The organism is Pseudochrobactrum sp. AO18b, from assembly GCF_000409565.1.
GTDB classification, from domain to species: Bacteria; Pseudomonadota; Alphaproteobacteria; order Rhizobiales; family Rhizobiaceae; genus Pseudochrobactrum; species Pseudochrobactrum saccharolyticum.
This window is the reverse complement of record NZ_ANNO01000451.1, coordinates 1-832: the sequence shown is the minus strand read 5'-3', so window position 1 is coordinate 832 and position 832 is coordinate 1. Positions and strand designations below refer to the sequence as shown.

General features: G+C 41.2%; 1 protein-coding gene. It reads left to right on the top strand.

The annotated features are described in order from the left end of the window. Nucleotides 1-494: 494 nt before the first annotated feature. Nucleotides 495-662, top strand: a complete 168-nt coding sequence (locus tag A918_RS22130) for a hypothetical protein (RefSeq protein ID WP_022712226.1) — start codon at nt 495-497, stop codon at nt 660-662. Nucleotides 663-832: the final 170 nt, after the last annotated feature.

Below are 832 nucleotides of genomic sequence, written 5' to 3'. Positions count from 1 at the left end.
TAAAAACGGAAGAAAAAAAAACCGACAATAAACAATAATGCATAACAGTCATGCAGCATTGCAAGGCAGAGTGAAACCGCTATGCGCAGCACGCACGAAAGAACTGTAGCAGCGACAACATTCTGTGGCGGCGCGATGAAAACCAGTGCCGGTTAAGCCGACTCAGTTTGCAGTAATTTTGTCCGGCTTCATGGGATTATTGAGACTACAAATCGTACTGAAATCTCATATTTATCGAAACATTCAGCAATTATTGAAATTACAGATACTTCAAAAAATACAGTATAAAGGTAAAATTTATAAAAATCATAGAGTTAAAATCAATATTTATAAAATTACACGTCGATAAATATCAGATTTTTAAAACCAGCAGCAACAGAAAACAGCTAATACCATCATTTTCGTGCAATTCAAATCTTTTTATATTCAGTATTGCAGTATTTCTCATTCAGATCATAATAAATCCATTAAGAAGATATCGGAGGAGACCCGCAATGTATGATGGTGTACCCGCTCAATGGCAAAAGCCTGCCGATCAGATGAGAAACCGCACCGATGATGCGGCCTATGTATTTCTGGGAATTTTTCTAGCCGGTCTGGCTGTCCCGGCTGCATTTCTTATCTGGGCAATTGCGACAAGCCTGACATCAGTCTTCGGCTGAAACAGCAGAAAAGGAGCCCTCCGGCACCCGAAATCCAATCCTGCATTTTCCGGCAGTCATATCTGTATAAGAACAGCTAAAAAAGATGCGCTTTGTGCCCCTTGCCTCAACCGATGCAATTGTGCGGCATTGAAAGCCGAAGCTGACCGGAAAAGACTGAAACGGCCCAA